Source organism: Halomonas sp. TP35, from assembly GCF_052375975.1.
Taxonomy (GTDB): domain Bacteria; phylum Pseudomonadota; class Gammaproteobacteria; order Pseudomonadales; family Halomonadaceae; genus Vreelandella; species Vreelandella citrativorans.
On the sequence record NZ_JBQSUZ010000005.1, the window covers coordinates 29912 to 53558 of the forward strand.

At 52.9% G+C, this 23647-nt stretch carries 21 protein-coding genes; 5 read left to right on the top strand and 16 right to left on the bottom strand.

What is annotated here, in order from left to right; genetic code table 11:
* Positions 1-143: 143 nt before the first annotated feature.
* The 5 genes from ACT3RU_RS07955 to ACT3RU_RS07975 form a co-directional block, all read right to left on the bottom strand.
* The gene (locus ACT3RU_RS07955; RefSeq protein WP_087107518.1) at positions 144-773 is read right to left on the bottom strand and encodes a L,D-transpeptidase family protein; all 630 of its coding nucleotides are present in this window, start codon (positions 771-773) and stop codon (positions 144-146) included.
* Between the two features lie 158 nt (positions 774-931).
* Entirely contained in the window at positions 932-1396 is a 465-nt protein-coding gene (locus tag ACT3RU_RS07960; RefSeq protein ID WP_087107520.1) for a ferritin family protein, read from the bottom strand.
* Positions 1397-1488: 92 nt separating this feature from the next.
* Positions 1489-1950, bottom strand: a complete 462-nt coding sequence (locus ACT3RU_RS07965; RefSeq protein ID WP_192528034.1) for a DUF6586 family protein — start codon at positions 1948-1950, stop codon at positions 1489-1491.
* A complete protein-coding gene (gene topA, locus ACT3RU_RS07970) occupies positions 1947-4574 on the bottom strand; it encodes a type I DNA topoisomerase (RefSeq protein WP_192528035.1) in 2628 nt (875 codons plus the stop codon). Before topA ends, ACT3RU_RS07965 begins: the two co-directional genes overlap by 4 nt.
* A 305-nt stretch (positions 4575-4879) precedes the next feature.
* Positions 4880-7252 carry a DUF3141 domain-containing protein gene (locus ACT3RU_RS07975; RefSeq protein ID WP_225733878.1) on the bottom strand — a complete coding sequence of 791 codons (2373 nt, stop codon included), beginning with the start codon at positions 7250-7252 and terminating at the stop codon, positions 4880-4882.
* A gap of 237 nt (positions 7253-7489) precedes the next feature.
* Between ACT3RU_RS07975 and ACT3RU_RS07980 the strand changes: the two genes are divergently transcribed.
* Both ACT3RU_RS07980 and lipA read left to right on the top strand, forming a co-directional pair.
* Positions 7490-8476: a LysR family transcriptional regulator gene (locus ACT3RU_RS07980; RefSeq protein ID WP_192528036.1), complete on the top strand. Its 987-nt coding sequence runs from the start codon at positions 7490-7492 to the stop codon at positions 8474-8476.
* Positions 8477-8643: 167 nt separating this feature from the next.
* Positions 8644-9696, top strand: coding sequence for a lipoyl synthase (gene lipA / locus ACT3RU_RS07985; RefSeq protein ID WP_087107531.1), 1053 nt, complete (start codon positions 8644-8646; stop codon positions 9694-9696).
* 121 nt (positions 9697-9817) lie between these two features.
* Here lipA and lipB read toward each other — a convergent pair whose 3' ends face one another.
* The 11 genes from lipB to ACT3RU_RS08040 form a co-directional block, all read right to left on the bottom strand.
* Entirely contained in the window at positions 9818-10468 is a 651-nt protein-coding gene (gene lipB, locus ACT3RU_RS07990; protein WP_192528037.1) for a lipoyl(octanoyl) transferase LipB, read from the bottom strand.
* Complete coding sequence (locus tag ACT3RU_RS07995) at positions 10469-10780, bottom strand: HP0495 family protein (protein ID WP_087107536.1); 312 nt, start codon at positions 10778-10780, stop codon at positions 10469-10471.
* A gap of 55 nt (positions 10781-10835) precedes the next feature.
* Positions 10836-12035 (bottom strand): D-alanyl-D-alanine carboxypeptidase family protein, encoded by a 1200-nt coding sequence (locus ACT3RU_RS08000; RefSeq protein ID WP_192528100.1) that lies wholly within the window; start codon positions 12033-12035, stop codon positions 10836-10838.
* Positions 12036-12094: 59 nt separating this feature from the next.
* A complete protein-coding gene (locus ACT3RU_RS08005; protein WP_192528038.1) occupies positions 12095-13093 on the bottom strand; it encodes a septal ring lytic transglycosylase RlpA family protein in 999 nt (332 codons plus the stop codon).
* On the bottom strand, positions 13090-14058 hold the full coding sequence (mltB, locus tag ACT3RU_RS08010; RefSeq protein WP_192528039.1) for a lytic murein transglycosylase B: 969 nt from the start codon (positions 14056-14058) through the stop codon (positions 13090-13092). The genes ACT3RU_RS08005 and mltB overlap by 4 nt, the downstream gene beginning before the upstream one ends.
* A 103-nt stretch (positions 14059-14161) precedes the next feature.
* Positions 14162-15322 carry a rod shape-determining protein RodA gene (gene rodA / locus ACT3RU_RS08015; RefSeq protein ID WP_087107542.1) on the bottom strand — a complete coding sequence of 387 codons (1161 nt, stop codon included), beginning with the start codon at positions 15320-15322 and terminating at the stop codon, positions 14162-14164.
* Between the two features lie 3 nt (positions 15323-15325).
* Positions 15326-17233, bottom strand: coding sequence for a penicillin-binding protein 2 (gene mrdA / locus ACT3RU_RS08020; RefSeq protein ID WP_192528040.1), 1908 nt, complete (start codon positions 17231-17233; stop codon positions 15326-15328).
* 70 nt (positions 17234-17303) lie between these two features.
* Positions 17304-17771 (bottom strand): 23S rRNA (pseudouridine(1915)-N(3))-methyltransferase RlmH, encoded by a 468-nt coding sequence (gene rlmH, locus ACT3RU_RS08025; RefSeq protein WP_087107546.1) that lies wholly within the window; start codon positions 17769-17771, stop codon positions 17304-17306.
* Positions 17768-18154: a ribosome silencing factor gene (gene rsfS / locus ACT3RU_RS08030; protein ID WP_087107548.1), complete on the bottom strand. Its 387-nt coding sequence runs from the start codon at positions 18152-18154 to the stop codon at positions 17768-17770. Before rsfS ends, rlmH begins: the two co-directional genes overlap by 4 nt.
* A 78-nt stretch (positions 18155-18232) precedes the next feature.
* Positions 18233-18892 (bottom strand): nicotinate-nucleotide adenylyltransferase, encoded by a 660-nt coding sequence (nadD, locus tag ACT3RU_RS08035; RefSeq protein ID WP_087107550.1) that lies wholly within the window; start codon positions 18890-18892, stop codon positions 18233-18235.
* 46 nt (positions 18893-18938) lie between these two features.
* Entirely contained in the window at positions 18939-20246 is a 1308-nt protein-coding gene (locus tag ACT3RU_RS08040) for a glutamate-5-semialdehyde dehydrogenase (RefSeq protein WP_192528041.1), read from the bottom strand.
* Positions 20247-20444: 198 nt separating this feature from the next.
* Between ACT3RU_RS08040 and ACT3RU_RS08045 the strand changes: the two genes are divergently transcribed.
* The 3 genes from ACT3RU_RS08045 to ACT3RU_RS08055 are packed head-to-tail and all read left to right on the top strand — an operon-like array spanning position 20445 to position 23642.
* Positions 20445-21293: a hypothetical protein gene (locus tag ACT3RU_RS08045; protein WP_192528042.1), complete on the top strand. Its 849-nt coding sequence runs from the start codon at positions 20445-20447 to the stop codon at positions 21291-21293.
* Positions 21290-22216 (top strand): diguanylate cyclase domain-containing protein, encoded by a 927-nt coding sequence (locus ACT3RU_RS08050; protein WP_192528043.1) that lies wholly within the window; start codon positions 21290-21292, stop codon positions 22214-22216. The genes ACT3RU_RS08045 and ACT3RU_RS08050 overlap by 4 nt, the downstream gene beginning before the upstream one ends.
* A gap of 28 nt (positions 22217-22244) precedes the next feature.
* Positions 22245-23642, top strand: coding sequence for a bifunctional DedA family/phosphatase PAP2 family protein (locus tag ACT3RU_RS08055; protein ID WP_192528045.1), 1398 nt, complete (start codon positions 22245-22247; stop codon positions 23640-23642).
* Positions 23643-23647 lie beyond the last annotated feature (5 nt).

Sequence of the window (23647 nt, forward strand, 5' to 3'; positions counted from 1 at the left end):
GCTGCGCTTTGTCTACCTGCGGTGCAGGTTCTTTTCAGTGACTTGTGCATGAGCACGCTAGTCAAACGCTGTTTTATAATAGACCACAACGCTTGTCTATAGCCACTTGTAGAAAACCTCTTACTTCCTTCAACAACATAAGACTAGCCGATCACGACGCGAGTGCCAATATCAACAAGCTGCACAACTCGCTCAATTTGCTCATTTGTTACCGCCACGCACCCTTGAGTCCAGTGGTAACGGCTATGAACATCAGGGTCTGCACTGCCGATACCATGAACACCAATGGCTCCACCCAGCGCCGTATTTTGCGGAGGATGGCCATATCGGCGGTAATAGTCGAAATAGGCTTCATAATCGCGTTGCGAGTATATGCCATTTTCTAACGCCATCCGCGCATGGGCCGGCGTAGGATAATCGATACCAATAAAGATATGCCATCGACTTTCGTAATTAAAACGATTAATACGAAATTCGCCCAGCGGCGTAACGTTATCCCCCATTACCCGCTGCGTTTTTGCACCTGAGCGACCCAGCGAAACCGGGCTAAAAAGCTCAACCAGCGTATCGCCACGATACACGCTAAGTGTAGATTCTTGATCATTTATCAATAACCATACTTCGTTGCTGTAGCGGGGCAAATGAGCCCGAGACAGTAACGTCTCAACCAGGTCTATCGGCTGTGAGTTTAGCGTAGCATTTGACGTAGCAGCGCTGGCCACTACTGGCCAGCCAAGCGCCAGCGCTAAAAAGCGGCGACGGTTTAAAGGCATAGGTTAGCTCTCAAAAACAGGTTAGCTCAGCACTGGCCAACTAAGCATTTCTTGAAGGTGTTATACCTTATATACACCGCGTCTGTCAGCGATTTTGAGAACAATTTAACCATGTGGACACGCCAAGCCCTGCCAATGAAACGCTATTCAACGCAGCGCTAAATATCGTCAAACTTTTGCATACTGCTGACAAGCTTACGAATTTCTGCTTCGTGCCCCTCTGCCAGCGCATTAAAAAACTCTGCTTCTGGCGGTATAGCAGCTCTGGAAGCGCGATGCTCATAGAGTTCTTGAAGCTTTCGATTGGACTCAACAGCCATGCGCGCTATTTCATCGACTGAATTCCATTCAGACTTTTCCGTAAAGCGCTCAAGCTCAGGTGGCTGGGGAAACTCACTTGACTCATCAAACCAGGTCTCCAACACGTCTCTATGGTCATAACCATCATGAAACAAGTCATCAAGCCCTTTCTGCATCCGAAGCTCTCGGCTAGCTAGATAAGTCAGCACCATGCTCAAACGCTCATTATCTGTCCTATCAGCCGCTTCGCTGTACTGACGAGCCATACGCTCGTGAAAACCTTCAGCCCATACGACTAAGTCCTTGACCTGGTTGTAGCGCATCCGCGTCTCCTTTTCAGTCGTTCTATCATCTCGGCAACATTATGCTGCTGTATGAGCGTAGCCGGTCAGGATAGATTCGTCATGAGGCATGCTTACCACTCCTGGCTTGTCTCCCTTAGAGCGGCTATTTCCCGCTTTGCATCGCTTACGTAATCAAGCAATTGTTCCCTCAAGCTTTTCTGGCTCCCCATGGCGATCATGGCTGGATTAGTGACGGTGCGCCGTGCAGCCCCGTCGCTGCTGTGCAGCTGCTCTAATTTGAACGCCAGCCAGTTTAGCCAACTACCCGGCTCGCGCCTCACATCACGCAACCGCTGAAGCTCTGCCATGGGCGGACCATCAAGGGCTAATAACTCACGCCAAGCATGGTTTTCCAGACGCGCATGTTCGGTGACTTCTTTCAGCAGCGAACATAACGCCAGTTCAAACAGGGCCAAGGCGCTCTCTTCGAGCGCCATTTGACGAGCGACCGCATGCTCATCCTCACCAACAGGCATACTTACCAGCAGCTCGGCCTGATAGATCAGTTGATTAGTACGGGAGCGGTCGCTCATTTACGCTTGTCCTCTACGTGCCATTTGCCTGCATCAAACGTTGCTTTCCACCCCGTGGCTTTGCCTTCTTCATCGGTCATCACGTACTGCTCTTTGCTTTTACGCGAAAAACGAATTTGAGCCGGGCGGCCATCCGGGTCTTCGCTGGGCGCTTTGAGAATGAAGTGATACTTCTCAGGCAGCTCGTCAGCATGAGCTTTCAGCTCCTTCACCAACGGCGGACGCGTTTCACGATTTTTGGGGAATTTACTGGCCGCTAAAAACAGGCCGCTTGCCCCATCGCGCAATACGTAGTGGTCATCCACTTTCTGACAGGCAAGTTCCGGCATCGGAATCGGGTCCATCTTGGGCGGCGCCACTTCACCACTTTTCAATAGCTTACGAGTGTTTTTACACTCGCTATTGGTACAGCCAAAGTACTTGCCAAACCGGCCGGACTTAAGCTGCATTTCCGAACCGCACTTATCGCATTCGATAACCGGGCCGTCGTAGCCTTTGATCTTGAACTTTCCCTGCTCTATCTCATAACCATCACAGTCAGGGCTATTACCGCAGATATGCAGCTTGCGGGTTTCATCAATCAGGTAGTTATCCATTGCCGTGCCGCACTTATCGCACCGATGCTTGGCACGCAAGGCGTTGGTTTCCGCCTCTTCACCGGCATCCGCCGCCACGGCTTCCTCACCCGGGATCAAATCGATCGTGGTTTTGCAGCGCTCCTTGGGCGGCAGGTTATAACCACTACAGCCTAAAAACACCCCGGTAGATGCGGTACGAATCTGCATCTTGCGGCCACACGAGGGACAGTCAATATCGGTTGGCACGGGCTGATTGGGACGCATCCCGTCATCGCTTTCTGCCTTGGCAAGCTCTTCACGAAACTCGCCATAGAAGGCATCGAGTAGCGCTCGCCAATTGCGTTCACCCTCAGCGACTTCATCCAGGCTATCTTCCATACGTGCGGTAAAAGAGAAGTCCATCAAGTCAGGAAACGACTCTTTCAGGCGCTCGGTAACGATATCCCCCAGTTTCTCGGCATAAAAACGCCGATTTTCCAGCTGCACGTAGCCGCGATCCTGGATTGTCGAAATTATCGAGGCATAGGTAGAAGGACGACCAATCCCTTGCTTTTCAAGCTCTTTAACCAGGCTTGCCTCGGTATAACGTGCCGGGGGCTTGGTAAAGTGCTGCTGAGGGTCCAGCGTTTCCATCGCCATCGGCGTGCCTTTGGGTAAATCAGGCAGCGTCTGGTCTTCATTTTTACCGCTCGGCTTCATGACCCGTGTATAGCCGTCAAACTTCAGAACACGCCCTTTAGCGCGCAAGTCGTAGCCATCCACTTCAACGCTCAATGTGCTCGACAGATATTCGGCTGGCGTCATCTGGCAGGCGACGAACTGACGCCAGATCAACTCATACAAGCGCTCGGCATCGCGTTCCATCCCAGCCAAATCGGTTGCCTTGCGCTCAACGCTGGACGGGCGAATCGCTTCGTGAGCTTCCTGAGCACTCTCTTTGCTGCTATAGCGATTGGGCGCCTCGGGCAGATAGCGCTCGCCGTATTCGCTGCCAATAAACTCACGTGCACTTTCCACCGCATCTTTCGAGAGGTTGGTGGAGTCGGTACGCATATAGGTAATGTAGCCCGCTTCATACAACCGCTGGGCCATGGTCATGGTTTTCTTGACCGAGAAGCCCAAGCGTCCACTGGCCGCCTGCTGCAACGTAGAGGTAATAAACGGCGCCGTCGGTTTGGAGCTGGTCGGCTTATCTTCACGCGAGGTAATCGCAAGCTTCGCGTTACGCAACGCCGCAATACGTTCCATGGTGTCTTGCTCAGACGTCGGCTTGAACGCCTTGCCATCTTGCTTGGCGAGCGCAAAGCGCACCAACTCGCCATCTGGTGAGACTAAATCCGCGTGCACATCCCAAAATTCCTCAGGGATAAACGCGCGAATATCCCGCTCGCGCTCAACAATAAGACGTACTGCAACCGATTGAACGCGGCCAGCGGAGAGGCCACGGGCCACTTTGGCCCACAGCAGCGGCGAGAGCATAAAGCCCACCACACGGTCTAAAAACCGCCGCGCCTGCTGAGCTTCTACACGAGGAATATTGAGCGCACCAGGGGCTTTAAACGCATCCTGGATCGCATTTTTAGTGATTTCGTTAAAGACCACACGCTTATAACGGCTGTCGTCTCCGCCAATGGTTTCCCGCAAGTGCCAGGCAATGGCTTCCCCTTCACGGTCCAAATCCGTTGCCAGATAAACGGCATCTGCATTTTCAGCAAGTTTCTTTAGTTCAGCGACTACCTTTTCTTTGCCCGGTAGCACTTCATACTGGGCTTCCCAGCCGTTGTTGGGATCAATACCCATACGCCGAATTAACTGATCGTGGCTCTTGCGCTTTTTATACTCTGCCTTCTCTTCCGCCGACATTTTACGTGTTGCCGCGGCTTGGCGAGCGCGCTCCTTGGGGTCGGAAGCAGCCTTGCCCGAGCCGCTGGTCGGCAGGTCACGAATGTGACCCACGCTCGACTTGACGATGAAATCGTTGCCGAGATACTTATTAATCGTCTTCGCTTTCGCTGGCGACTCGACGATGACCAGTGACTTGCCCATAGTGCTCCACTTTTCTATTGCTTGGGCCGAGAGCCCGCGCTCTGAATACGGTACCGCATGGTTTTGAGTTTGCGGCGTTATTTCACTCGCCGAGACAAACATACGGATGAAAAAATGCGCCTACCCTACCCCAGGCCTTCACTTAGCGCCAGTGTCAACCGAACAGTAGTGAGAAAAGCTTACTTTTTTATACCGAAGTAGCTAGACACTAGACTGACGTTACGAGATCAGCAACCTACTATTTCTTTCATAAGCAGAACGCCCCTACGGTAAAGCAGAGGCGTTTTCTTTCAATCAGAACCCGATTAACGTTTGCGGGGGCCCTTGCCTTGACTCACTGGCGTGTCGGTCTTTTTGGCCTCACCCGGTGGGTTCTCAACAGCGGTTGCCTTATTGGCTGCCGTTTTTTTGACCGCAGGCTTGGCCGGACGTGCTTTATCAAACAACGCCTTTACCTGCACAAAACGTTCTGCCGCATGTTCAGTAAGCTCACCGCTTGCTGCAAACACCTGCTCCAGGTTTTTAATATAGCCATCAATCGCACTGCTGCTTTTACCGGCCAGTAACTCAGGAAGCGTATTCAGCGCCCTTTCACGATCAAGTTTTAAAATAAAGAATTGCTCGCGCACCAGCCGCTTGAATTCGCAAAGTTCGATGCCTGACTCAAGCTTCGCCCTTGTGGTACGTAACTGCTTGAAGTTGCGCTCATCGGTGGAGGGTGCACCACCCAATACGTAGATTAATGAACGCATAATCGCTTCATGTGCGCCCCCTTGGGCAATGCGCTCACGTAATTCTTCCCGGCGACGCGCCAGGAAGCGACGATGCTCAGGCTCAGCGCCCGGCCTCCGACGGTGTACATGCGCATCACCATAAAGCCCGACAGCCGCCTGTAGCAGTGGCTGGCCATAGATATCCATAAACAGACGCTCTGTACTGCTATCACGCAGATCGCGCCAGGCATTCAAGGCGGCTACGATCTGGTCAGAATGCATCGTCTCTAGCGCTTTAAAGAGATTATCTGGACCAATTTCTTGACGATTCTTGCGTATTGCTTCCGCCATTACCGGCAGGGGTACAGATAAAGGATTGCGGTCCGACAGCAGCTTGTAGCCTAGGCGAATGGGATGCATACGCCGAATAAAGCGCGCCGCCTCTGGCGTCATGACGGCCTGCAGCCAAGGTTGCACATACAGGCGGTACAAGCCTAAATTAATCTCGGAAATTCGGGCAACCGTCGCGAAACGCCGGTCATCGTCCGCATCATGGTGTACTTCGCGATCCAGCTCTTCAAAGTTACGCGGCGTAAATTCCAATAAATAGTCACGCTCATACAGCGCGGCATCGCTACCCTCTGGCGCCTCGGTAACCGAGGTTTCATACAACCCCGGTGGCAGTACGTCGATGTAGTCCATATTGGCGGTAAATTCAGAGTGCTCTTTGCGTGATACGCTGCCGGATACGAAGATCCCCAAATGGCCGGTCGTATCATGCATGCAGTAGACGATGGTTTGATCGTTGGCGATGATATCGTCGGTATCTTCGTATAAATCGCGAATCCAGCCCAGCGCCTGAGGGGGCGGGGTAATGTCGTCACCGCGCGAACAGAACACCACCACCGGTGAACGTAGATTACGCAGATCAATCCGCCGTCCGTCACGGGTTACCAGTTGGGCCGTCGACAGCCGGTTACCAACAAATAAATTATCGACGATGTACTGGATTTCTTCGCCACCCAGAACCACGTGCCCGCCCCACCAGCGCTCAAAATCAAGATAACGCTCAGTTTCTGTGTCGATGTTAGCGTACAGGTGGTACTGCTTTTTCCAGTACGTATTGGCAGGATTCAAGCGCTCAAAGTTTTGCACCAGCCAGGCGCCGTCGAATAAGCCGTTACCCATATCGCTGGTGAATGCGGTGATCCAGCTCCCCCCCGTCATGCCGCCGGCATAACGCATGGGCGCATTGCCATGCTCCCCCGCCCAGTAAGAAAGCGGCGCCCCCGCGATCAAGATAGGTCCAAAAACGTCCGGCTCAAGTGCGGCCGCCATCATCAACTGCCAGCCCGCTTGGCAATTGCCTACCACCATGGGCTTTTCACTGATATCAGGATGTAGCTCAATCACATGACGTAGAAAAGCAACTTCTGCCTCGACAACGTCCTCAACCGTTTGCCCCGGCTCAGGGAAGGGTAAGAAGCCGATAAAGTAGCAAGGGTGCCCTGCTTTTAACGCCACGCCTAACTCACTGTCAGGCTTAAAGCCACCAATACCAGGGCCATGCCCTGCACGCGGGTCAACCACCACGAACGGGCGCTTGCGGGGATCAGTGACGGTATTTTCAGGGGGCAATACACGCAGCAATTCATAGTTGGTAGGCTGGGCAAGCGTACGACCATCAAGCAGCACTTCGGTTTTAAACCCAAGCACACTCGGTTTGGTTTGTTCCATGTGATCCAGGTACTGGTTGCCACGCTCGCGCATTACATCCCAATAGAGCACGCTACGCTCAACGCTATCTCGCCAGTAATCGGCCGCGGCACGCCCAAACCCAAAGGGGTCCATGAAAGAGGACAGCGTCTCACTGCCCGGTAGCAGCGTGGAGGAATCGTTTGACTGCCCCCAAAAGGTACGTGTTAATGAGTTAGCGGTAAGCAAAGGGTTGGCGAGAAAATTCATAGAGTCTCCCTAGGGTGAATGCGCTGACGATCAACCTAAAAACCATGATGCTGCGATGCAATATAGCTTAAGCCACTTCTCAACAGACGTCGATGGGTAGCACCACTGATTTACCGCAAGCGCTGCAAACTAGCGACACGACAGGCATAAACAGTGGTAGCATTTTTAGGCAGCGTTAGTAATTCGTAACGCTCGCCGTATTATTCGCCGCCGGAGGGCAATTCTCTTGAGGTTGTTATGTCATCCCCTAAGCTGCTCAATCGCCTAACGTTTCGTCAATTACAAGTCTTCCAGGCAGTATATCGCCAGCGCTCTTACTCACGCGCAGCAGAACAGCTAGGGCTTACCCAACCCGCCGTCAGCGCTCAGATACGCCAACTGGAGCAGGCACTTGGCCAGCCGTTGTTTAAATATGCGGGAAAAACGCTGCATGTGCTGCCTGCCGCCGATACGCTGGCACTATCAACAAGAGAAATCTTTAGTCAGCTCTCCCGATTGCAGATGAATCTGTCAGACATCAACGGAAAAATTTCCGGGGAACTCAACCTGGCCGCCGTGTCATCAGCGCAGTATATCGTGCCGTATATATTGGCTCGCTTTCGCGCAAGCTATCCTGATATTCATGTGCGCTTGAAGGTATGTAACCGCAGCCAGGCGCTTGAGCGCTTGGCCGAACAGCAGGATGACTTGGTGATTATGGCCATGGTTCCCGAGGATGATCGCTTAGTCGTGACACCCATCATCGATAATGAACTGATAGCGGTGGTATGGCCTGACCATCCTTTACTCGCCATGCTGACGCCTACTCTGGCTGATTTTTCCCGCCACTATGTGTTAATGCGCGAACCAGGCTCCGGCGTGCGTAATGCCTTTGAACAGCTTGCTGCTTATCAAAAAGTCGCGCTACCGCACCGTATTGAGCTCGGCACTAACGAAGCTATCAAACAAGGGGTTATGGCGCATTTAGGCGTGGCCGTGCTGCCACGGCTTGCCGTACAGCTAGAACTTGAGCAGGGTCTTTTGTTTGAACTGCCACTACCGGATTTTCCCATCCGCCGAGCATGGTGCACGGTTTATCGCCTTGAGCGCTTTCCCACACCTGTGGCTGAGCTTTTCATGCGGTTTATTCGCGAGCATGTCGCTGAGTATCAACACTACTTTGCAGCACCTCCCAGCCCCTTACCAAGCCACGGTGTTGCCTGTTTGCCCATGCCGGTAAGCTAAGTTGACGGTGTCTTGTTAATCTCCAGATATGTTACATTACACCTACTACCTACGTATTAATTAGTAATCTGTTAATTGGCAACGTATTAATCGGCATGATTGGGGGGCAAGCGCTTACGTTTCTATGATAAGCCTTGCCTGCCGCACAGTAGAGAGGCTCTATTCCTATGAGCAACAACCCCACACAGCGTGTACCCAGCGGCCAGAAATTCCGTAATGAACACGGCACAACGGCGATCAAGGATGGCATGAAGGTGCGCACTGCGCAGGCTGAAGCCCCGTCTCTTGAACGCAAGCCCAAATGGCTGCGCGCTCAAATTCCCGGTGGCGAGCGCTTTGAAGCCGTTAAGCGCAATGTCTCTGAGCATCGTCTAAGCACCGTCTGTGCTGAATCACACTGCCCTAACATGGGCGAGTGTTGGAGCAATGGAACTGCCACCATCATGCTGATGGGGTCTGTGTGTACCCGCGCATGCCGTTTCTGCGCCGTTGATACGGGCAACCCCAAAGGCTGGCTGGATCACGAAGAGCCCGAAAACACCGCCAAGTCCGTCGAATTAATGGGGCTTCGCTATATCGTCCTAACATCGGTTGATCGTGATGATCTGGACGATGGCGGTGCGAACCATTACGCAAGCTGTATCCGTGCTATTAAAGCGCGTACACCAGACGTGGTCGTTGAAGCGCTAACGCCTGATTTCGATGGTGAACAAGCAGCCATTGAGAGCGTTGTGGATTCGGGCCTTGAAGTGTTTGCGCAAAATGTCGAAACCGTTGAACGCCTGACAAGCCGGGTTCGCGACCCCCGTGCAGGCTATCGCAAAACACTCGACGTTTTGGCCTACGCGAAACAGCATCGTCCCGATGTCATTACCAAAACCAGTATTATGCTGGGTCTTGGCGAAACCGATGAGGAGATCCTGCAAACGTTTGATGATCTTCGTGAAATTGGTGTCGATATTGTGACACTCGGCCAGTACCTGCGCCCCACGAAAAACCACCTACCGGTTGAGCGCTGGGTAAGCCCTGAGGAGTTTGATCGCTACCGTGTGCTAGGGCTTGAAAAAGGCTTTATGGAAGTTCCTTCCGGCCCGTTGGTGCGTTCAAGTTATCGCGCTGACCGAGTGTTCGAAAAGAACAATCTCGGGCTGGCCTCACCGGCAGCGATCCCAGGTCAGGAGTCTGATCCTAATATTATTCCCGCCCTAAACGTAGGCTGAAACAGAATTAAGCACGGTCTTAACCTGAGTAAGTTTAAAACAAGAAGCCGCCGCGAATATTAACTATCGCGGCGGCTTCTTGTTGTGTACTACCATACCTGCTCTACGCAAAACACTGCGATTAGCCGATAGCAACCAGCTCTCTGTTCAGCTTTAATGCCAGTGCAGATGCCAGTTGCTGGCCAACGTGATGCTCATTAGGCAAAGCGACAAGATCAGCCAAGCGAGTGACCGCCATACCTGCGTAGCCACAGGGATTGATACGCTGAAAAGCAGAAAGGTCTCCATCCACATTCAACGCGACGCCGTGGTAACTAGCTCCCCGCCGAATTCGCAAACCCAACGACGCTATTTTGGCCTCGCCCATCGGGCTTTTGACATACACACCCGGTGCATCCGGGCGTGTATGCGCACTGACCCCATAGTCGGCTAATACCGCAATGACTGCATTTTCCAGTGCAGACACCAGATCACGCACGCCTATTTTACTGCGCCGAACATCCAATAGCGGATACAGCACTATCTGCCCAGGGCCATGATACGTTACCTGCCCGCCACGGTCGGTTTGCACCACCGGTATGTCGCCTGGCATCAGTAGATGTTCAGGTTTGCCTGCCTGCCCTTGGGTGAAGACAGCGTCATGCTCTACCAGCCAGAACTGATCCGGCGTCTCACTGTCACGAGAATCCGTCAAGGCGCGCATTGCTTCCCAAACGGGCAGATACGGCCTGCGACCCAAGCAGTGCAGCTCAACAGGTGCAGAACTGCTCACTCACACCACCATATGAACACGGCCAGTGGCTTTTAGCTCTTCAAACAGCTGGCTAATTTGCTGCTCGCTGGTCGCATTAATCGTGATGCGAACGGATTGAAAACGACCGTTTCGACTATCCACCACTTGCAGCGTCGATTCATCAAAATCCGGTGCGTGACGCACCACGATTTGACAAACACAAGCCGTAAAATCCTCAGCAGCATCACCTACTATTTTTAAAGAGTAGTCACAAGGAAAAGTGATCTTGGGGGCTTCTTCTGCCACCGGCTCGCGCAGGTCTCGAAATCCCTTTTTCGTATCCTTAGTCATAACGCGCCTTTTATTGAAGTTAAAAAAGGCCCAGGATGCACCTGAGCCGAATCACTTAGTCAGTGAAGTTCGCAATTAAACCGCTGAAGAAGCGCTGAACCTGATCAAAAAGGCGTTTAAACAGCCCGCCCTCTTCCACATTTTCAAGCGCTACCAATTGGCGCTCGCCAACCATCTCTTCACCCAAGTAGACCTCTAGCGTGCCCACATCATCACCTACCGCAATAGGTGCTTGTAAATCAGAGTGTAGATTAAGACGAGCACGCAGCTCTTCATTACGGTTGCGCGGAAGGGTCATAAACACTTCTTCATCCACCCCCGCACGCAATTCGTTAATGTCACCACCCCAAACACGCGGCGTTGCAAGCACAGCACCACGCTCGTAGAGGTTCATGGTTTCGTAGAAGCGAAAGCCATAGCTTAGAAGCTTCTGAGTTTCCTGCGCGCGCGCTTCATCCGAATTGGTGCCCATCACAACAGAAATAAGCCGCATGCCATCGCGCTCAGCTGACGACACCAGGCAGTAGCCCGCAGCATCTGTCCAACCCGTTTTCAAACCATCTACTGACGGGTCACGCCACAGCAGCCGGTTACGGTTGGGCTGGTCGATGCCACCATAGGAAAAGTGGCGCTGCGAGTAGATCGCATAGTGCTCAGGGTAATCATTGATGATATGGCGTGAAAGTCGCGCCAAGTCATGCGCTGTTGAATAGTGATTATCAGAAGGAAGACCCGTTGCATTTTCAAAGTGGGTATTTTCCATCCCCAGTCGAGCCGCATGCTGGTTCATTAAGTCTGCAAAAGGAGCCTCCCCCCCCGCCAAGTGCTCTGCCATGGCCACGCTGGCATCGTTACCTGACACAATAATAATTCCGTGCAGTAACTCCTCGACGGGGATCTGGTTGCCCACTTCAATAAACATTTTTGAGCCACCAGTCCGCCAGGCGTTTTCACTGACATTGACCAGATCATCCAATGCGATGGTATCGCGATCCAACTCACGTTCAACAAGGTAGGCGGTCATGAGCTTGGTCAAGCTTGCAGGCGCCAAGCGTTCGTCTGAGTTGTGCTCAACCAGAATTCGCCCACTATTGGCATCCATTAAAATCCAGGAACTAGCAGCAAGCTGCGGAGCGGCTGGAATAATCGTTTGCGGCTGAGGTATGACTTGAGCCGCAGCAGGCAACGCAACAGCAGCCATAGCCGCAAACAAACACAATTGGGCAGAGCGGCGGATCGACACGAATACATTCATCACTAACATCTCACTTGCAAGAAAGTGGCGCTAAGCACCAAAGAATATAAAAAAATGAATTATCTCACGATAAAAACTTGAGGAAACCCCGCTTGACGAAGCGCTTCCCGAGCCTGGGTCTCTTGAGCCGGTGTTACTGGCCCCACCTGCACACGATGCACGTTAGCCTCATTCATCACACGAACGCTGTGTGGCAATTCGTTCTTCAATCGCTGACTAAGCTTACGAGCGCTATCAGCACTTTCCAGGGCGGCAATCTGGAGGTAATAACCGCCTGAAACCTCACCCTCAGAGGGGTTATTAGAGGACACAGACGGGGCTGTTTGCGGTACGGCTGCAGGCGCACGTTGCGTAGCGGCTGACGATGCGGACTCGGCAACGGGCGCATTCGCAACCGGCGCAGCACTCGCGGGCGCCCCGCCGCGCTCAGCTAGCCAACGATCAGGCTCAATGGCCTCGACTTTTACTCGTCCTGTACCATTATCCAATATACCCAACCGGGCGGCGGCTGCGTATGAAAGATCTATCTCTCTATCGCTATGAAAAGGACCACGGTCGTTAACACGGACAATCACTGACTGCCCGCTGTCCAGGCTGGTAACGCGTGCAAAGGTGGGCAACGGTAGCGAGCGATGCGCCGCCGACATTTTATACATGTCGTAAATCTCGCCATTTGAGGTCGCATAGCCATGAAATTTTTCGCCGTACCACGAAGCTAAACCTTGCTTGGCATAGCCAGAAGCATCCGGCATTACATGGTACTTTTCACCCCATACTTCATAGGTTGGACGGTTGCCTCCTGCAGAACGCGGTTCATTACGTGGTACAGCATCCGGCACGGTGGATACATCCGGCGGCGCAACAGGATACGCATCCCCATGCATGGCATAGCGCCCACCTCCACTGGCAGTAGTACTTGCGGCGGGTGCAGCAGCGTCAGGGTGAGTTTGAGATGGCGTAGCAACGCGCTGAGCTTCACGGTTCGCGCAACCGCTTACCAATATTATCAAGGCGATCATACTGCCTACTTGCCAGGTCCTTGGTTGCAACATGTTCATCCTTGTTCCTCAGCCTGCTGTTGAATGGCCTCAGCTAACTCTGTCACTGCCATGGCATATAAATGACTGTGGTTATAGCGTGTAATAACATAAAAGTTGTTTTCACCCAGCCGATAGCGTAGCTGTCCATCATCCTTCTCAAACACCAAGGGCATCACAAACAAGGTATCAGTAAGCGCTTCTTGCGGTTCAATCCCTTGCTGGGCTGTCTCGGCCACACTCATGGTCGGCGAAGACGTTTGGTTAAACGTCAGCGCTTGGGGCAACACTTCCGGTCCCGTTGCTTCATGATAAATGGCACCATTGTGCCGCCAGCCATGCTCAGCAAAATAATTCGCGACGCTACCGATGGCATCCACTGGGTTTTCCCATAAATCACGAATGCCGTCATCGTCAAAATCAACGGCATAGGCCTGGTAACTAGTGGGAATAAATTGAGGATATCCCATTGCGCCTGCATACGAGCCATAAAGTTCAGCCGGGTCGACCTTTTGCTCATAGGCGATCTGTAAAAAGGCGGCTAGCTCACCTCGGAAAAAATCCCCTCGACTGGGGTGATAAAACGCCAGCGTAGCCAGTGAATCCAGCACGCGATGGCGCCCTTTATGGCGGCCATAGTACGTCTCTACGCCAATAATGGCGGTAATAACATTACCCGGCACGCCATAAACATCTTCCGCACGTGCCAGGGTCTCAGCGTGTGCTTGCATAAAGGCAGCGCCCTCTTCGATACGCTGCTCAGTTAAAAATATATCGCGATACTCGTGCCACTTTAAGCGGCGCTCTACCGCACCTTCCATGGCATCCAGCACCTCTTGAGAATACGCTGCTTGAGAGAAAGCATCGCGTAACCACGCTTCCGGTATGCCTTGGGCGATTAACTCATCTACCAATATCTGGGTGCGTTCATTATGTTGCAGGTCCACCCCTTCCGCCGAGTGCTCCTCAGCGAATACGGCAGGCATCGAACACGCTATTAGCGCGGCGACAAGGCAACTGCCAGCTTTATTTCGGGCCCTTTTTATCAACTCACCACTCCTTTGAAAACACACCGCCCTGACTGAAATACTAACGTGGCAATAGCCGACGATGGGCATGAATAGACATGAGAATACCGAACCCTGCCAACAAGGTCACGCTAGAGGTGCCGCCATAACTCACCAAGGGCAGCGGCACGCCTACCACGGGTAAAATGCCGCTGACCATCCCCACGTTTACAAACACATAAATGAAAAAAGTGAGAATAATACTGCCGGCAAAAAGACGTCCAAACGTATCCTGTGAAGAAGCCGCCAACCAAATACCGCGACCTACGATCATCAAGTAAAGCGCCAATAAAACCAGCATCCCGATAAGCCCAAACTCTTCACCCAATACGGCAATAATAAAATCAGTATGCCGCTCAGGCAGAAATTCAAGCTGCGACTGCGTGCCCTCCAGCCACCCTTTTCCCCATAGCCCTCCACTACCAATGGCAGTGGTTGACTGGATAATATTCCAACCCGAACCTAGGGGGTCGCTTTCTGGATCAAGAAAGGTTAACACCCGCTGACGCTGGTAATTGTGCATATTCATCCACAAGAGCGGCACACACGCAGCCAACAATGCACCCACAAATCCAATCAAGCGCCAGGAAAGACCCGCGAGCAAAACCACGATGACAGCCGCACTGGCCACCAGTAACGATGTACCCAAGTCCGGCTGAATAGCGGTCAATACAACCGGCACACCAATGATCACCGCGCACACCACAATATCTTTTAATCGCGGTGGAAGCTGGCAACGATTTAAATAGGCAGCCACCATTAACGGAACCGCTAGCTTCATCATCTCTGAGGGCTGAAATCGGATAACGCCAGGGATCTCAAGCCAGCGCTTAGCCCCCATGCCAATATCACCGGCAATTTCCACTGCCAATAACATGATGACCCCTGCACCATAGGCAAAGGGTGCCCAGCGTAAAAACGTGGTCGGTGACAGCTGCGCCAATAATGCCATCACCGCCAGCGCAACGCCAAACCGCATCGCCTGAGCGATTACCGACTCAATACGCTGGCCAGACGCACTATATAAAACCAGTAGGCCGCCCACCATTAAGACCAACAAAAGGCCTAATAGCCAAGGGTCAAGATGGATGCGTTCCCAAATACTTTTACGTCGCGCGATACCGCTATCGGGCGGTCGAACGGGATAACGACGCAATGGGCGGGTAAGCGTCTGCCAAGGCATAGGTCAGTTCCCCTCCACTTGAGCGGTATCTTCTTCCAACACTTCGCGTACATCATCTGCGTCAGGAGCTTCATCTTTTAAAAGCCATGCATCGGTCATGGCGCGCGCCAAATGCGCTGCATGGGTACTGCCGCCGCCCGCATTTTCAACGATAACCGACACGGCAATTTGGGGGGAATCAACCGGCGCAAACGCTACAAACAAGGCGTGATCTCTCAGGCGTTCCTCAAGCTCATCGGCGTTATAGCGCTGGTCCTGACCCAAGGAAAACACCTGAGCCGTTCCCGATTTGCCGCCCATTCGATACTCAAGGCCAACGCCAGTCCGCCGTGCAGTGCCTTCGCTACCGCTGAGCACTTTCTCCATACCGCTAAATACCCGGTCCCACCAGGCATCATTTTCCAACTGAATATCGTCCAGCGTGTCGGGTAAATCTTCAGAAAGCGATGTATCGCCCACCTGGAGTGCTAAGCGGGGTTTTACCCAGTGGCCCCGGTTGGCAAGCGTTGCCGTTGCACTTGCCAGCTGCAACGGCGTTACTTGCCAGTAACCTTGGCCAATACCTACTGACAAGGTTTCGCCGGGATACCACGGCTGGTTAAAACGCTCCCGCTTCCATTCGCGAGACGGCATCAACCCAGTGCTTTCACCCTGAACATCGTAGGCGACTCGTCGCCCGAACCCGAACCCATTCATCCGTTCATGCAGATTATCGATACCTAAATCATGGGCCAATGTGTAGTAGTAAGTATTATTAGATACTGCTAATGAGCGCTCTAAATCCACACGGCCATGCCCCCAGCGCAACCAGTTCCGGTAACGCCGGGAGTCATTAGGCAGTTGATAATAGCCTGGGTCGCTAATCGTGCTGTCTGGGGTAATAACCCCCCCAGCCAGTCCCGCGAGGGCTAAAAAGGGTTTAATGGTCGAACCTGGTGGATAGTGACCACGAATAGAGCGGTTAAAAAGAGGTAAATCCAGGTCGTTCTGCAAGCCGCGATAGGAGGCGACATCGATCCCGGTCACAAACTGGTTGCTGTCAAACCCAGGCGTCGACACCATGGCCAGAATCTCGCCCGTTGCAGGCGCAATAGCGACGATCGACCCACGCCGCCCATCCATTAACTCGTAGGCAAGCGTTTGTAGCGACTTATCAATTGTCAGCGTTATGTTCTTCCCAGGCACTGGGTCCGTGCGGCCCAGCTCTCTTAATACTCGCCCTCGGGCGTTGGTTTCGACTTTACGCAGACCTGCTTCGCCATGAAGCTCCTCTTCATAGAAGCGTTCAATGCCGGTTTTACCAATAAAGTGGGTGCCGGCATAACGGCCGGCATCCAAATTTTGCAGCTCATCAACATTAATACGCCCTACATAGCCCAGCGTATGGGCCATAACGTTTGAATCGGGATAGTAACGTAGCAGTTGGGCTTCGACTTCAACGCCTGGCAGACGGTGGCGGTTAATCGCGAGCCGCGCGATTTGGGCTTCACTCAGATCGCTCATCAAGAGCGCTGGCTGAAAAGGACGCTGACGCTGGCGTGAACGTACGTTAAAGGCCTCGATGTCTTCTTCCGGCAGCTCCAGCAATTCCACTAACAGGGCCAGCGTTGCATCAAGATCATCAACACGCTCACGCACCAGCGTCAGGTTATAAGTAGGCCGGTTTTCGGCTAACAGCACACCATTTCGGTCGTAAATTAATCCTCGATTAGGCGGCAATGGCTCAACACGCACGCGGTTTTTTTCTGACCGCGTGGTGTAAATTTCGTGTTGAACAATTTGTAAGTAGCCTAAACGCCCTACCAGAAGACCGGTAAGCGTTACAACAACCAGAACGGCAAGAAGCGTTCTGACACGGAAAATGCGTAACTCTTGCTCAGAATTTTTTAGCGTGTCACGGCGCTGGGGCATGGCAACAGATGACTCTCAAATCAGACGATTGACGCAACACAGCCAACAAATACCACCACCTTTTGAGCCGTTAACGGTGGTAGGGGTGACCAACTAATAACGTCCAGGCGCGATAAAGCTGCTCGGCCAGCATGATACGAACTAACGGGTGCGGCAGCGTTAACGGTGACAATGACCACGCTTTATCGGCTATCGCAGAGAGGGAAGGTTCAAGACCATCAGGCCCGCCTACCAGCAATACGATATCGCGGCCCTCCATACGCCAGCCATCCGCTTCCTGGGCCAGCTGTTCGGTTGTCCAGGGTTTGCCTTTTACTTCCAGTGCAACCACATACTCATCACCGCGCAGTTTATCGCGAATGCGTTGAGCTTCTTGAGCACGCGCTTTGGCAATATCCGCATTTTTACCGCGCTGACCAAGCGGAATTTCTTCTATTTCAAGACTGAAATCCCGAGGGAGCCGTTTACGGTAGGTTTCAATGCCCTCTTCAACCCAAGCAGGCATTTTCGTACCTACCGCCAACAGCCTTATCCTCATGACATCGTGGCTCGCTCTTCAAAAAGTGCGCGTGCCTCATCCGCCATGCTTGCGTCGCTAGGCAGGTCTGCCCAGAGACGCTCAAGGTCATAAAGCACACGGGCTTCCGGCATCATGACATGAACAACAATGTCACCCAGGTCGACCAATACCCAATCAGCATTATCACCGCCTTCAACACCGCGCGGCGCAAGACCGGCTGCCTTGGCTTTTTCTACGACGTTTTGCGCAAGTGCCGCAACATGCCGGGTAGACGTACCGCTAGCAATCAACATAAGGTCGGTGACCTCAGTTAAGCTGGAAACGTCCAGTTGAGTGATATCGCGTGCTTTAAGGTCTTCTAACGCATCAAGCGCTAGGCTTTTCAGTGTATCGATGTGCATGACTCCTGCAGATAACCTCGTGTGGTATTCGGCTAACAAAACGGGCCATTGTAACGGCTTCTTCCGTGACTACCAGCGCTATTCAACATCCTGGTAAAAGCCTTTATGTAAAATGGCCTCTTCAACCGCTTCCGGGAGCAAATAACGAACGCTTTTCCCCTCACGAAGCCGCTGACGAATATAGGTCGCTGAAATTGCCATCATCGAAGGGAGCGACAGCAGTAAAACGCCACCATTTGGGCGCTGCATCAGCGCGTCCACGCCTTCGACTTCACGCTGCCCTACCAGTTCCCTTAATTCATCAGACCAGGACGCTTGATAACCAGGCCTTGCCATCACCACCAAGTGAGCGAGGGAAAACAACGTGTCGACCTGCTGCCACTGAGGAAGGCGTAAAAAGGCATCAAACCCAATCACCATTACTAAACGTGCCTGCTCGCCATATTCAGCCCTCAGTTCAGCAAGCGTATCAACGCTGTAGGATGGCCCTTCGCGGCGCAGCTCACGGCTATCAGCGTAAAGTCCAGGCGTAGTGCCAATCCCGGCTTGTAACAACGCCATTCGTTGCTCTGCCGATACTTGTGGCGCACCACGTAAAGGTGGCTTTGGCGCCGGTATCATATGAAGCTGGTCAAGGCCCAGCGCTTCTCGCACTTCCAGGGCGCTGCGCAAATGGCCATGATGAATAGGGTCAAATGTCCCTCCCAGCATGCCTGCTTTTATGGGTACTGAATTCATATCGGCCTACAACTCATAGCGCTGCAAAACTCATATCGTACACGCCTTATTGGCGAACCTGGCCATCGCCGAATACAACGTATTTACGCGTGGTAAGGCCTTCCAGCCCCACCGGCCCTCGCGCATGCAGTTTATCGGTCGAAATACCAATTTCAGCACCTAACCCATACTCGAACCCATCGGCAAAACGAGTTGAAGCATTCACAATCACAGAGCTTGAGTCCACCTCAGCCATAAAACGGCGCGCCAGGGAGTAGTCCTGAGTCACAATGGCGTCGGTATGGTGCGAGCCATAGCGCTCAATATGCGCAATCGCCTCTTCCACGCCATCCACTATTTTGATCGCTAACACGGGGGCAAGATATTCGGCATACCAATCATCCTCGGATGCCGCCAAGGCCTGAGGAAGCAGCGCTTGAGTGCGCTCACAGCCTCGTAGCTCAACCTCATGTCCTGCGTAAGCCCGCGCCAGCTCTGGCAGCAGCAAATCAGCAATCGGTGCATCTACCAGAAGTGTTTCCATGGTATTGCAGGTGCCGTAGCGATGCGTTTTAGCATTGACCGCGATAGCCATGGCTTTTGCGGGATCCGCCGTGGTATCGATATAAACGTGACAAACGCCATCAAGGTGCTTGATAACGGGCACTTTAGCGTCACGCGAAATTCGCTCAATGAGCGATTTCCCACCACGCGGGATAATGACATCCACGTAATCAGGCATGCTAATTAATGCGCCGACGGCGGCACGGTCGGTAGTCGCCACCACCTGAACACAGTTAGCAGGCAGCCCCACATCGACCAGTCCTTGCGTAATGCATTCGCCAATGGTCTGATTGGACGCGCTCGCCTCTGACCCGCCGCGTAAAATGCAGGCATTGCCCGATTTTAAGCACAAACTGGCCGCTTCAAGCGTTACATTGGGGCGTGATTCGTAAATGATGCCAATGACACCTAAAGGCACGCGCATTTTGCCTACCTGGATGCCGCTTGGTCGATAGCTCATATCGTCTATCTCACCCACCGGGTCAGGTAAGGCAGCCACTTGACGCAGCCCTTCAATCATCGCATCAAAGCGGGCGTCATCAAGCGCCAAACGGTCAAGTAGCGCACTATCCAGACCATTTTCCTTACCGCGCTGCATATCCTGAGCGTTGGCGCCTAAAATACGCGCGCGAGCAGCCATCAACTGCTGCGCTATTGATTCAAGGGCACGATTTTTTATGCCGGTATCGGCACGACGTAGCTCGCTTGCGGCTGAACGCGCTGCCTTTCCAAGCGCCTGCATGTATGCGGGAACATCACCGGCGGTGAGTTGCTGTTGAGCCTCATCTTGTAAGGGCGTTGAAACGCTCATGCTGTCTCCCTTTATCATCATGCACGCCGCCATCATTTTATCTGGTCAGGCGCGTCGTAATTGTGTCCAGTAGTAGGCAATATATTACGCTACTTAAACGTTATAATGAGCATTTTAAGTTTCACATTTGGTCCTGTCACCGCTGATTAGACGACGGGGAACGTACATGGAGTTCGTGAAGGTGAATAGTAAGCCACCATGCAAAGCAAATACAAAATTCACTTGCTTAGAGCCAATTTACTCGCCGCAGCGGCTGCACTAGCGTTCTGGACGTTGGACGCACAGCCCATAGCTATCCTACTGCTTTGGCTATCCGTCGGTTGGCTTTGCATTACGGCGCTGCTTCTGGACTTTAGTCATCGTCATTCCAGAGGGCTGCCCTGGCAAGTGCTGCCGGGCTTATTACTACTGGGGTTGATTGCCAGCGCGCCAGAGCAACATGACATGTTGATCTGGGCGTGGGCGGCTATTTTCATGCTGCCTCAGGCACGCTGGGTCCTTGCGCTTAATGCCATGGCCGCATTACTTAGCGGCGCCTTAATAGCGCCACAATTACCTCTTCCGGCCGGGGGGCTAATACTGCTGCTGTTGGGCATATTGTGCTTACTGGCGGTTTCTAGCGCACGCCAATTGGTTGATATGAATGGGGCTATCGGCCAGCGTTTACGCCTTATCCCAAAGGTTAACCTTTGGGCTGGCGAACAGTTGCTGCGCGATCTTCCCCGTGAACAAACCCGTTCTGAGCGCGAGGTTATCTACGCAGAGCTATTTATATTGCAGGTTAAGCGGCGCCAGCTTTGGCCCACCGCAAAAAAGCTTTGTGAGCTAACCTACTCCTTTGAGAACACCTATCGCCTGAATAGCACAACGCTTGCCGCCTTGATGCTTTCTCGCTCACCACAAGAAGCCACACGCCGTCGCAAGCAGCTCCAGGCAGCGCTCCCTGAAAATGTCGTTAGCCATCATGAGCCGCTAATGGATATTGAGCCCTCAACCTTAACGCTTGAACACCTCTGCAATACCCCCAAGGCGCAGGGTTCTTCATGAACAGCTATCCATTCTCCAAGCGGCTAATGACAATCACTTACATTACTAGCCTGGCAGTAATGATGGGGTACACGTTGTGGCTTTATAAAATGGGCAGCTACCGAAGCTTATGGGTACCCGCGTTTGTTACCCTAGTGCTATTAGCGGCCCTACTGATGCATCTAGGGCAGGGATTAAAGGGATACATATCTCAAGTACTGCTGGTAGGCAGCACCTACCTGACGGTATTAAGTACGCTTTCTATCTCTAACGTATCAGTCATCTGGCTTGGCCTGCCCATCACCTCTGCTTTTATACTCTTACCCCTTTGGCTTGCCTTGGTGCTGACGGGGGTGCTTGGCCCCCTTGTCTGGTTGTTTATCTCTCACCCGACACCCGAGCCACCCTTCTATCTCGGCTATGTTATTTTGCTTTTACTGCTGGCCCTCCCTCGGTGGGAGCATGCTCGCCGCCGCGCATTATTACAGGTCACCGATCCCTATGATTGTCACTGTCGTGCCTACAACTACGAAACGTTAAAGGAGCGCTTAAACAACGAATTTCAGCGTGCTGCCATGCTTAACAAGCGCTTAGCGGTACTGGTAATTCACCTGCCACAGCTGGATATGGCCGAAGAGCAGTTCGGCTCTCGAGCAAAAATCGCGCTACTTGATACACTGTGTAGCGAAGTGATAGGTCGCTGCCGTGATCATGACATATTGGGACGCGCTGGCGAGGCCACCTTCTGGCTGGTGCTGCCCGACACCAGCGAAAGCGGTGCGCTGCTGGTTCGTGAGCGGCTACAGCATGCACTTTCCCAATGTGTATTGGTTGAAACCGGTCATCTTGAAGCCCGTATTGCAGCTTGTTTGCCTCATAAAGAGAGCTTCGAGCGCTATATACAACGCCTGCACGCCCGTGCTCATGCGCTAGCAAACGGATGACAGCGTATCGCCCTTCCAGGAGTCCCTCGTGTCTTTAGTCGAAACCTTTCAACAGCTCTCGCTCTCTCCTTTCATGCTTCTTCTGCTGATGCTACTCATTTCGCTTGCAGAATCGTTAGCATTAGTGGGCTTGTTGGTACCCGGCGTGGTGCTGATTACGGCAGTGGCCTCTCTAGCGGGGCATGAGTCTATCGGGCTAGTGTGGTTAATAATGGCCGCCTTTTTAGGCGCGGTGATCGGCGACGGCATTAGTTTCAGGCTTGGTTATCGCCACCATGCACAAATCACTCAACGCTGGCCACTTTCCCTACATCCAGAATGGCTAGGCAGAGGCTCCCGTTTTTTTGATCGGTACGGCCTTTACTCGGTCTTTATTGGCCGTTTTGTTGGCCCGGTTAGACCCGTCATTCCGCTCATAGCGGGCATGATGCGGATGCCACCCCGTAATTTTTTATGGGCAAATATCACATCTGCCGCGCTGTGGGCACCTGCCTATGTACTGCCAGGCTATTTGCTCGGAAGAACATGGCAAGAACACCTTGATTTTCCCCCGGGCATCGAAACAGCATTGATCATAATAGCCGCCTGCGTGGTGGTACTCGCGGTAGTGTTTTCCTGGGGGCGAGCACAGGTGGGCCGTCATGGGCGCCTCTACCTTGCCACCGCTCGTTTAGCGCGTCGTATTCCGTTTATGCGCAGACCCTGGCTTGTCATGAGCCAATCTGGCGAAGTTCCTCTCGCTTCGCTGCTGCTATTTATTATTGCCTTAACCTGCCTTTCGGGTTGGACGCTGCTGGTTGTGCATCACAATGGTCCATTGACGCTAGACCTCTATATCCAACGGCTCTTTAGCTGGCTTCAAAACGATACCCTTATCGCTATAGGTGCCGTATTCGCCAAGATTGGCGACAAATTGGGCATTGCCGTCCTTTTGCTGCCGTGGGCACTATGGATGATCTTTTATAGAAGATGGGATGCCTTGCTGCATTGGGGAGCGGCAGTGGGAGGCGTAGCGCTTCTTAACACGCTGGGTAAAGCCATTTTCGGACGTGCTCGACCTGATACCCCCGATTACCTGACCGGCTCGCTCTCTTATCCTAGCGCCCATACGTCAACATCGGTTGTCGTATTGGGCCTGGCCGCCGCGTTTATTGCCTCAGAGCTACCTCTCCAAAAACGTATCTGGATCTATTGGGTGGCGATTGCTTTGGCGGTGCCGATGGCACTGTCACGGCTCGTTATAGGCGTGCACTGGTTTAGTGACCTGGTCGGCGGCGCTCTGCTTGGGCTGATGATCTGTGCGCTGGTTCGTTTAAGCTGGCAGCGCTATCCTCGAAAGCCATTAACTCCCTGCCCTTGGCTGCTATTGGGGTCGGCCTCGCTGGTATTAATCAGCCTTCGCGTGGCTTTCTTTCCACCAATGTAGGCGGC

What these genes read in the sequence shown, in the direction of transcription:
- ACT3RU_RS07955 (WP_087107518.1), bottom strand. Translation starts at nt 773, where the DNA reads ATGCCTTTAAACCGTCGCCGCTTTTTAGCGCTGGCGCTTGGCTGGCCA.
- ACT3RU_RS07960 (WP_087107520.1), bottom strand. Translation starts at nt 1,396, where the DNA reads ATGCGCTACAACCAGGTCAAGGACTTAGTCGTATGGGCTGAAGGTTTT.
- ACT3RU_RS07965 (WP_192528034.1), bottom strand. Translation starts at nt 1,950, where the DNA reads ATGAGCGACCGCTCCCGTACTAATCAACTGATCTATCAGGCCGAGCTG.
- topA (WP_192528035.1), bottom strand. Translation starts at nt 4,574, where the DNA reads ATGGGCAAGTCACTGGTCATCGTCGAGTCGCCAGCGAAAGCGAAGACG.
- ACT3RU_RS07975 (WP_225733878.1), bottom strand. Translation starts at nt 7,252, where the DNA reads ATGAATTTTCTCGCCAACCCTTTGCTTACCGCTAACTCATTAACACGT.
- ACT3RU_RS07980 (WP_192528036.1), top strand. Translation starts at nt 7,490, where the DNA reads ATGTCATCCCCTAAGCTGCTCAATCGCCTAACGTTTCGTCAATTACAA.
- lipA (WP_087107531.1), top strand. Translation starts at nt 8,644, where the DNA reads ATGAGCAACAACCCCACACAGCGTGTACCCAGCGGCCAGAAATTCCGT.
- ACT3RU_RS07995 (WP_087107536.1), bottom strand. Translation starts at nt 10,780, where the DNA reads ATGACTAAGGATACGAAAAAGGGATTTCGAGACCTGCGCGAGCCGGTG.
- ACT3RU_RS08000 (WP_192528100.1), bottom strand. Translation starts at nt 12,035, where the DNA reads ATGAATGTATTCGTGTCGATCCGCCGCTCTGCCCAATTGTGTTTGTTT.
- ACT3RU_RS08005 (WP_192528038.1), bottom strand. Translation starts at nt 13,093, where the DNA reads ATGAACATGTTGCAACCAAGGACCTGGCAAGTAGGCAGTATGATCGCC.
- mltB (WP_192528039.1), bottom strand. Translation starts at nt 14,058, where the DNA reads ATGCCTGCCGTATTCGCTGAGGAGCACTCGGCGGAAGGGGTGGACCTG.
- rodA (WP_087107542.1), bottom strand. Translation starts at nt 15,322, where the DNA reads ATGCCTTGGCAGACGCTTACCCGCCCATTGCGTCGTTATCCCGTTCGA.
- mrdA (WP_192528040.1), bottom strand. Translation starts at nt 17,233, where the DNA reads ATGCCCCAGCGCCGTGACACGCTAAAAAATTCTGAGCAAGAGTTACGC.
- rlmH (WP_087107546.1), bottom strand. Translation starts at nt 17,771, where the DNA reads ATGAGGATAAGGCTGTTGGCGGTAGGTACGAAAATGCCTGCTTGGGTT.
- rsfS (WP_087107548.1), bottom strand. Translation starts at nt 18,154, where the DNA reads ATGCACATCGATACACTGAAAAGCCTAGCGCTTGATGCGTTAGAAGAC.
- nadD (WP_087107550.1), bottom strand. Translation starts at nt 18,892, where the DNA reads ATGAATTCAGTACCCATAAAAGCAGGCATGCTGGGAGGGACATTTGAC.
- ACT3RU_RS08040 (WP_192528041.1), bottom strand. Translation starts at nt 20,246, where the DNA reads ATGAGCGTTTCAACGCCCTTACAAGATGAGGCTCAACAGCAACTCACC.
- ACT3RU_RS08045 (WP_192528042.1), top strand. Translation starts at nt 20,445, where the DNA reads ATGCAAAGCAAATACAAAATTCACTTGCTTAGAGCCAATTTACTCGCC.
- ACT3RU_RS08050 (WP_192528043.1), top strand. Translation starts at nt 21,290, where the DNA reads ATGAACAGCTATCCATTCTCCAAGCGGCTAATGACAATCACTTACATT.